6 protein-coding genes are annotated in these 7,650 nt (G+C 77.7%); 4 read left to right on the top strand and 2 right to left on the bottom strand.

The annotated features are described in order from the left end of the window. The 3 genes from ACK586_RS21575 to ACK586_RS21565 form a co-directional block, all read left to right on the top strand. A partial coding sequence (locus ACK586_RS21575) for a hypothetical protein (protein ID WP_409332569.1) occupies positions 1-480 on the top strand: 480 nt, incomplete at its 5' end. Then, complete coding sequence (locus tag ACK586_RS21570; RefSeq protein ID WP_409332568.1) at positions 477-1,856, top strand: circularly permuted type 2 ATP-grasp protein; 1,380 nt, start codon at positions 477-479, stop codon at positions 1,854-1,856. The genes ACK586_RS21575 and ACK586_RS21570, both read left to right, overlap by 4 nt. 54 nt (positions 1,857-1,910) lie before the next feature. Further along, positions 1,911-2,723 carry an MOSC domain-containing protein gene (locus ACK586_RS21565; protein ID WP_409332567.1) on the top strand — a complete coding sequence of 271 codons (813 nt, stop codon included), beginning with the start codon at positions 1,911-1,913 and terminating at the stop codon, positions 2,721-2,723. A 21-nt stretch (positions 2,724-2,744) separates the two neighbouring features. Here the strand turns inward: ACK586_RS21565 and ACK586_RS21560 are convergent, their stop codons facing one another. Then, positions 2,745-3,260 carry a universal stress protein gene (locus tag ACK586_RS21560; RefSeq protein WP_409332566.1) on the bottom strand — a complete coding sequence of 172 codons (516 nt, stop codon included), beginning with the start codon at positions 3,258-3,260 and terminating at the stop codon, positions 2,745-2,747. A 287-nt stretch (positions 3,261-3,547) separates the two neighbouring features. Between ACK586_RS21560 and ACK586_RS21555 the strand changes: the two genes are divergently transcribed. Then, the gene (locus tag ACK586_RS21555; protein WP_409332565.1) at positions 3,548-5,188 is read left to right on the top strand and encodes an HNH endonuclease signature motif containing protein; all 1,641 of its coding nucleotides are present in this window, start codon (positions 3,548-3,550) and stop codon (positions 5,186-5,188) included. A 3-nt stretch (positions 5,189-5,191) separates the two neighbouring features. Here ACK586_RS21555 and ACK586_RS21550 read toward each other — a convergent pair whose 3' ends face one another. Then, entirely contained in the window at positions 5,192-7,525 is a 2,334-nt protein-coding gene (locus ACK586_RS21550) for a glycoside hydrolase family 65 protein (RefSeq protein WP_409332564.1), read from the bottom strand. Between the last annotated feature and the right edge of the window lie 125 nt (positions 7,526-7,650).

Raw genomic sequence — 7,650 nt, 5'->3', positions numbered from 1 at the left:
CGGGGGGGGGGGGGGGGCGCGGTGAATTTGGTCGTGTGCGTGCAGGGCGGGGGGCCCGGGGGGGGGGCGGCGGGGGGGGGGGCGCACGAGGCCGAGGGCGGCCACCGGCGCGGCGCCGCGCTGCTGCAGGAGTGGATCGCCGAGCCGGCCTGCGTGCGCCTGTTCGCCACCCCGACGTCCACCTCCCCGGCCTACGAGAAGTCCCGGTCCGACGGCGCGCTGGTCACCTCCGGCACCGTCTACCCGCGGGTGTACGAGGCGCCGCCGGACCTGGCGCGGCTGGCCCGGCGGATGGTCGCCGCGCTGGGCGGCGGCCTGATGGGCGTCGACGTGCTGGTCGAGCCGGACGGCCGGTCGGTGGCGCTGGAGGCCAACGCTCCGTTCGGCTTCGACGTCACCGATCCGCAGCAGGGCCGGTGGGTCGCCCGCGCCGCCCTGGCCGCGGCGGAACGGGCCGCGGCGCTGCGGGCCGCGGCGTGAGCACCTCGGAGGTGGTGACCGGCCCGCCGGCGCCGCTGGACGAGGCGCTGCTGCCCGGCGGCGGCGACCGGGACCACGCGGCCGCGGCCCTGGCCGCCGTCCGGGCGTACGGCCCCGGCCGGCTCGCCGCGGACGTCACCCGGGCGGCGGCCGGGCTGGGCCTGGAGCACGGGATGGCCGGCGAGGAGCACCCGTTCCGACTGGACCCGGTGCCGCGGGTGGTGCTGCGGGCCGAGTGGGAGCAGGTGGCCGCCGGCCTGCACCAGCGGCTGCGGGCGCTGGAGGCGCTCGTCGCCGACGCGCACGGCCCGCGCGAGGCGGTCCGCGCCGGCGTCGTCCCGGCCGAGGTGCTGGACACCAGCATCTACCTGGCGCCGGGGCTGGCGACGCCGCGCCGCTGGATCGGCATGGCCGGACCCGACCTCGTCCGCGGCGCCGACGGCCGGCTCGTCGTGCTGGAGGACAACGTGCGCACCCCGTCGCTGCTGGCCTTCGCCCTGGCCGCGCGCGACCTGGTGGCGCCCCGGCTGGGCGTGCGGCCGGGCCCCGCACCCGTGCGGGAGGCCGCCGTCACTGCGATGCGGCGGATGCTGGCGGCCGCCGCCGACCGCGCCGACCCGGTGGTCGCCGTGCTCGGCGACGGGCCGCGCGGCGGCATCCCGTGGGAGATCGACCGGCTCGGCGAGATGGCCGGCGCGCCGGTGGTGCTGCCGGAGCAGCTCGTCGTCCGCGGCGACGTGCTGGCGCTGCCGGACGGCCGGCGGGTGGACGTGCTCTGGCGTCGCACCGGCGAGGAGCGGCTGACCGGCGACGACGGCCGGCCGAACGAGCTCGGCGCGCTGCTGCTGGGCCCGCTGCGCGCCGGCACGGTGACCGTCGTCAACGCCTTCGGCAGCGGCGTCGCCGACGACAAGCGCACCTACGTCTACGTCGAGGACCTGGTCCGCTTCTTCCTCGGCGAGGAGCCCCTGCTGCGCTCGGTCCCCGCGTACGACCTCGGCGACCCGGCGCAGCGCCGGGTCGCGCTGGACCGGCTGCCGGAGCTGGTGCTCAAGCCGCGGTGGGGCTCCGGCGGTCACGGGGTGCTCATCGGGCCGCGGGCCGGGGCCGACCGGCTGGAGCGGGCCCGCGCCGCCGTCCTCGCCGCGCCCGGGCAGTGGATCGCGCAGGAACCCGTGGCGCTGTCGACCCACCCCACCGTGGTCGACGGCGCGCTCGTGCCGCGTCACGTGGACTACCGGCCGTTCGCCTTCTGCGTCGACGACGAGACCGTCGTGCTGCCGGGCGGCCTCACCCGGGTGTCGCCGGCCGAGGGCGACCTGGTCGTCAACGCGTCCCAGGGCGGTGGCGCCAAGGACACGTGGGTGGTGGGCTGACGGCGGGCCGCGCTGCCTACCCTCGGACGTCGCCCCTCCCCGGATCGGAGCACCATGCCCGTCGTCTCCCGCCTGTCGACGACGCCCGTCAAGGGCACCGCGCTGCACTCGCCTCCCGGCGTGCTGATCACCGCGAACGGCGTCGAGGAGAACCGGCGCTTCCACCTCGTCGACGCCCGGGGCCGGCTGTTCAACGGCAAGCACCACGGCCCGCTGGTCCGGATCAGCGCCGAGTACGACGCCGGCCGCGGGCACCTGTCGCTGCGGATCCCCGGCCGCGACCCGGTCGAGGGGACGACGGCGGAGCTGGGCGAGCCGGTCGTGACCGACTTCTACGGGCGCGGCGTGCCGGGCCGGCTGGTGACCGGCCCGTGGGACGCGGCGCTGAGCGAGTTCGTCGGCGTGCCCGTGCACCTGGTCGCGACCGACACCGCCGGGGCCGGGGTCGACGTCCACCCGGTGACGATCGTGTCGTCGGCGACGATCGAGCACCTGCGCCGGGTCGCCCCCGGTGGGGAGGTGCTGGACCACCGGCGCTTCCGGATGCTGGTCGAGCTGGACGGGTGCGACGTGCACGAGGAGGACACCTGGGCCGGCCGGCAGGTCCGGCTGGGCGGGGCGACGGTGCGCGTGGTCGGACCGGTGCCCCGCTGCGTGGTCACCAACGAGTCCCCGGAGACCGGCGAGGTCGACTTCGGCACGCTCAAGGCGATCGTCCGCTACCGCGGCGAGCTCGCCCAGGACCTGACCACCCCGGTCGCGCACCTGCCGGACAACGGCGCCGCCGTGTTCGGCATGTACGCGACCGTCGAGGAGCCCGGCCCCGTCGGCCTCGGGGACGCGGTCGAGGTGCTGGACGGCGCCTGACGGATCAGGGGCGGTCGGCCCTCAGCCCGGCGGTGCCGGGTCCGCCACTGCGGGAGCCGGGCCGGTCCGGGACCGGCGGGTGCCCGAGCGCACCACCGTCACCGGGCACGGCGCGGCGTGGACGCAGGAGTCGCTCACCGAGCCCAGCAGCCGGCGGGCGAGGCCGCCGTGCCCGCGGGCGCCGACCACCAGCAGGTCCGCGCGGCGCGCCGCCGCGAGCAGCGCCGCCGGCGCGGGCCCGTGCACCGCGTGGGTGCGCACCGCCAGGCGCGGGTCCAGCCCGGCGCGCGCCACGCACGCGTCCAGCTCCTCGCGCACGGCCTGCGCGAAGTCGGCGAGCGGCGGGACGTAGCCCGGCTCCCAGGTGCGCGGCCGCGGCGCCGTCGTCATGTGCCAGCAGCGGATCACGTGCAGTGGCAGGCCGGCGCGTGCGGCCAGGTCGGCGGCCCAGACCAGCGCCTCCTGCGCGCACGCGGAGCCGTCGTGGCCGACGACCACCCCGCCGTCGACGCCGCCCTTCTCGTGGACGTCCGCCATCTCCCCTCCTCGAGCGCAGCTGTGACGCACACCACGATCGCGGGTGCGACGCCCCGGAGGGAAGGGCTCGGCGGGGTTCCGGTGCGGCAGGTGGGGTCGCCGGGACGGGTGGGAACGGTGCGCACCCCTGCGGCGGGCACCGGCGATGACAGGGGTGAGGCGGCCGCGCCGGCGTCCGTCCCGGGCCATCCCCCGTGGGCCCGGGCCGTCCGGCGCGGTCGCCTCGCCGGCTGAACCCCTGGTCGGCGGCCCGGAAATTGTCGTAGTCCCGGTCTAGCGTGCTGGTCATGGCGGGGGTGCGGGAGTTCGCGGTCGGGGTGACCGTGGTGCCGCTGGCCGCTCCGCCGGAGCGGGACGTGGAGCCGCTGCCGACCGATCCGGGGTGGGTGCCGGAGACGCTGCCGGAGATGCTGCCGCCGCGCCGCAGCAGTGCGCAGGAGGCTGCGCTGCTGCAGCAGATCACCGCCGCCGAGGCGATGCTGGCCGGGCTGCGGGTGCGGGCGGTGCTGGGCCTGGCCGCCGCCCGCCCCGACCCCCGCCACACCCACGGCGACGACGAGCAGCGCCGCCCGGGTGAGCCGGAGGGGGTGAGCGAGTTCTTCGCCGACGAGCTGGCCACCGTGCTGGCCTGCTCGCGCACCGCGGCCGGGAAGCTGGTCGACCGGTCCGCGACGCTGGCGGAGAAGCTGCCGGCCACCCTCGCCGCCCTGGACGCCGGCACCCTGGACTGGCCGCGGGCCCGGGTGCTGGCCGACCAGCTCGGCTGGAAGGCCCGCGGCGTGGATCCGGCCGTGATCGCCGAGGTGGAGGCCGCCGTCCTCCCGGCCGCCGCCGAGCTGTCGATCCGCCAGCTGGAGGCCGCGGTCCGCCACGAGCTCACCGCCCGCGACGCCGCCGCCGCCGACCGGCGCCGCGCCCAGGCCGAAGCAGGCTGCGACGTGACCGTGCGCCCGCTCGGTGACGGGGTCAGCGAGCTGGTCGCCCGCATGCCGCACGAGCTGGCGGTGGCCTGCCGGCGCACCGCCGACGCCGACGCCCGGGCCGCGACGACCGCCGGTGACCCCCGGCCGCTGGGGGTGCTGCGCGCCGGAGCGCTGGCCGACCGCATCCTGCAACCCGGCGCCGACCGCACCCCGGTCACCGCCACCCTCACCGTCGACGTGCCCCTGGCCGCGCTGACGGCCGCGCTCACCGTGGAGGAGTTCCTGGCCGCCGGCGGGCCGGTCCCCGCGGCGTTCACCCGCGGAGCGGTGCCCGCCCCCACCGCCGAGGTCGACGGCGAACCGATCACCGCCACCCACCTGCGCCGCCTGCTCGCGGACCTGGACGCGATCGGCCTGCGCGCCCCCGCCCAGGGCGCGCTGCGGTACGCGTTCACCGACACCGACGGGCGGCTGCTGGCCGTGGCCACCGACACCGAACTGCGCGCCGCCGCCGCCCGCGGCTGCCCCACCCACCCCCACACCTGCTGCGGCTGCCCCATCCTCACCACCCCACCGGCCGTACACCGGTACCGGCCGTCGGCGGCGCAGGTGCGCTACCTGCACACCCGCGACCGCACCTGCCGCCACCCCGGCTGCGCCAACCGGGCGGTGTGGGCCGACGCCGACCACGTCATCCCGCACGCCGCCGGCGGGCCCACCGCCTGCCACAACCTGTGCTGCCTGTGCCGCCGGCACCACCGGCTCAAGACCCACGCCGGCGGCTGGACCTACCAGCTGGCCCCCGACGGCACCCTCACCGTCACCACCCCCAGCGGCGTCACCCGCACCAGCCGCCCCCACCGCCGACGACGCGCCGACACCCACCGCCGATCCCGCGCTCCCGGCAGCGACCCACCCCTGCTCCCCCTCACCGGCACCCGCGTCCTCACCGGCCCACCCCTCCCCGGAGCCGAGCCCCCCGACGAGGACCCGCCACCCTTCTGACGCTCACGTCCGGGGCTCGCGGCCGGCCGGCTGGCGCGGCTCGGGCAGCAGCGGGTCCGGGGTGCGCAGCGGGGCGGTGGCGGGCGCGTCGGCGGCGACCCGGAGCGGAGCGCCGTCGACGACGACGGCCACCGGCCCCTCCCCGCGCAGCAGCGTCACCGTGGTGCCTTCGCGGGTCGTCTCGACCCGCAGCACCCGACCGCGCCAGGTGACCGAGTACGCCGTCCGCGACAGCGTCGCCGGCAGCACCGGGGCGAGCTCCAGCTCCTCGCCGTCCTCCCGCAGGCCGCCCAGGCCCGCGGCCAGCGCCAGCCACGCCCCGCCGACCGCGGCCAGGTGCAGGCCCTTGGCGGTGTCGCCCTGCACGTCGCGCAGGTCCACCAGCGCGCACTCCCGCAGGTAGCGCAGGGCCAGGTCGGGGTGCCCGGCCGCGGCGCAGACGACCGACTGCACGGCGGCCGACAGGGAGGAGTCGCGCACCGTCCGCGCCTCGTAGTAGTCCAGGTCGCGGGCGACCTGCTCGGCCGTGAACTCCGCACGGCACCACCACAGGGCCTGGACCAGGTCGGCCTGCTTGAGCACCTGCCGCCGGTAGAACGTCGCGTAGTGGTGGTGGTCCTGGACCGGGGCGCCGTCGGGGTCCTGCTTGAAGGGCCACTCCCGGTAGGACGTGAACCCGGCGTTCATGGGGTGCACCCCCAGGCCCTCGTCCCACGGCACGTGCACCGCGTCGGCGGCCGCGCGCCAGGCGGCGATCTCGGCGTGGTCCACCCCGAGCTCGGCCGCCCGCGCCTCCTGGCGGCGGCAGGCGTCCGCTGCCCAGCGCAGGTTCCGCCGCGCCATCAGGTTGGTGAAGACGTTGTCGTCGACGACGCCGGTGTACTCGTCGGGCCCGGTCACCCCGAACAGGTGCCAGCCGCCGTCGGCGTCCTCGGCCCCCACGCCGGTCCACATGCGGGCGGTCTCGACCAGCACGGCCAGCCCGCCGACCTCGTCGAGGTCGGCGCCGGTGACGTTGCGGTACAGCCAGAAGGCGCGGGCGATGTCGGCGTTGACGTGCAGCGCTGCGGTGCTCGCCGGCCAGTAGGCGGAGACCTCGCGGCCGCTGATCGTCCGCCACGGGAAGGAGGCACCCGCCATGCCCAGCGTCCGCGCCCGCTCGCGGGCGAGGTCGAGGGTGGCCGATCGCCAGCGGAGGAGCTCCGCGGCCGACCGCGGGCGCAGCAGGGTCAGCGCCGGCACCACGAACCCCTCGACGTCCCAGAAGGTGTGCCCGCTGTAGCCGCGGCCGGTGAGGCCCTTCGCGCCGACCGGGGCGCCGGAGATGCCGGCGGCCGAGCAGCAGAGCTGGAAGACCGCGTAGCGCAGGGCCTGCTGCAGCTCCGGGTCGCCGTCGACCTCGACGTCCGCCGTCGCCCACAGCTCGTCCAGCACCGCCCGCTGGGCCGTGAGCAGCCCCTCCCACCCCAGGTCCAAGGCGGAGGCGACGGCCGCCGAGGCCTCGCCGAGCACGGAGTCCGACCCGGCGTCGTACGACCAGCCGTAGCCGGCCACCTTGACCACGGCGAGGGTCTCCCCGGCGCGCAGGTGAGCCGCCACCGTGGTGACCACGTGCTCGTCGTCGGCGGTCGTGTCGACCCGGCCGGCGTCCACCACGTGGTCCACCGCGGCCGCGACCGTGATGCCCGAGCGCCGGGTGCGCTCGACCAGCGCGCCGCCGGTCGCGCCGGCCAGCCGCGCCCGCAGCTCGAACGCCTCGTCCAGGATCGGCGCGACCCGGGGATCGTCGTTGTCCACCCCCGACGGCATCACCGAGCCCGCGGCCAGCTCCGAGCGCAGCAGCACGTGCGCCGCGCCCTCGACCACCCGGACCTGGTAGCGGACGGCGCACACCGCCCGCTCGGCCAGCGAGACCAGCCGACGGGAGGTCACCTCCACCGTGGCGCCGGCCGGTGTCGTCCAACGGACCCGACGGTCGAGGGTGCCGGCACGCAGGTCGAGGGAGCGCTCGTGGACCTGCGCCCGGATCTCCCGGACGTCGAGCGGGATGCCGTCGACCAGCAGCCGCAGCGGCGACGCGTCGGCGAGGGTGATCATCGCCTGGCCCTCCTCCGGGTGGCCGTAGCCACCCTCGGGATAGGACAGCGGGTGGGTCTCGTGGACGCCGGACAGGTAGGTGGCGCGCATCTCCGAGGGCTCGACCTCGTCGAGGGTCCCGCGGACGCCGAGGTAGCCGTTGGAGAGGCTGAACAGCGACTCGGCCACGGCGAGCGCGTCGGGGCGCACCCGGGGCTCGCGGACCCGCCAGGGGTCGGTGTCCAGGTCCGGGGCGGGCATCGGCGTCCTCGCGGGTTCGGCGGGCGGGTGGGGACGCCGGCGGCGCCCGGTCCCGTCCTACCCGCTCCCGGCCCAGGACGCCGGTCGGCGGGCCGGTGAACCGGTTCGCCCGCCGCTGCGTGCTC

Source organism: Trujillonella humicola (assembly GCF_046233715.1).
Taxonomy (GTDB): Bacteria; Actinomycetota; Actinomycetes; order Mycobacteriales; family Geodermatophilaceae; genus Trujillonella; species Trujillonella humicola.
Note: the sequence above shows the minus strand (reverse complement) of the source record. Positions and strands in the feature narration are given on the sequence as shown.

What these genes read in the sequence shown, in the direction of transcription:
- ACK586_RS21565 (WP_409332567.1), top strand. Translation starts at nt 1,911, where the DNA reads ATGCCCGTCGTCTCCCGCCTGTCGACGACGCCCGTCAAGGGCACCGCG.
- ACK586_RS21560 (WP_409332566.1), bottom strand. Translation starts at nt 3,260, where the DNA reads ATGGCGGACGTCCACGAGAAGGGCGGCGTCGACGGCGGGGTGGTCGTC.
- ACK586_RS21555 (WP_409332565.1), top strand. Translation starts at nt 3,548, where the DNA reads ATGGCGGGGGTGCGGGAGTTCGCGGTCGGGGTGACCGTGGTGCCGCTG.
- ACK586_RS21550 (WP_409332564.1), bottom strand. Translation starts at nt 7,525, where the DNA reads ATGCCCGCCCCGGACCTGGACACCGACCCCTGGCGGGTCCGCGAGCCC.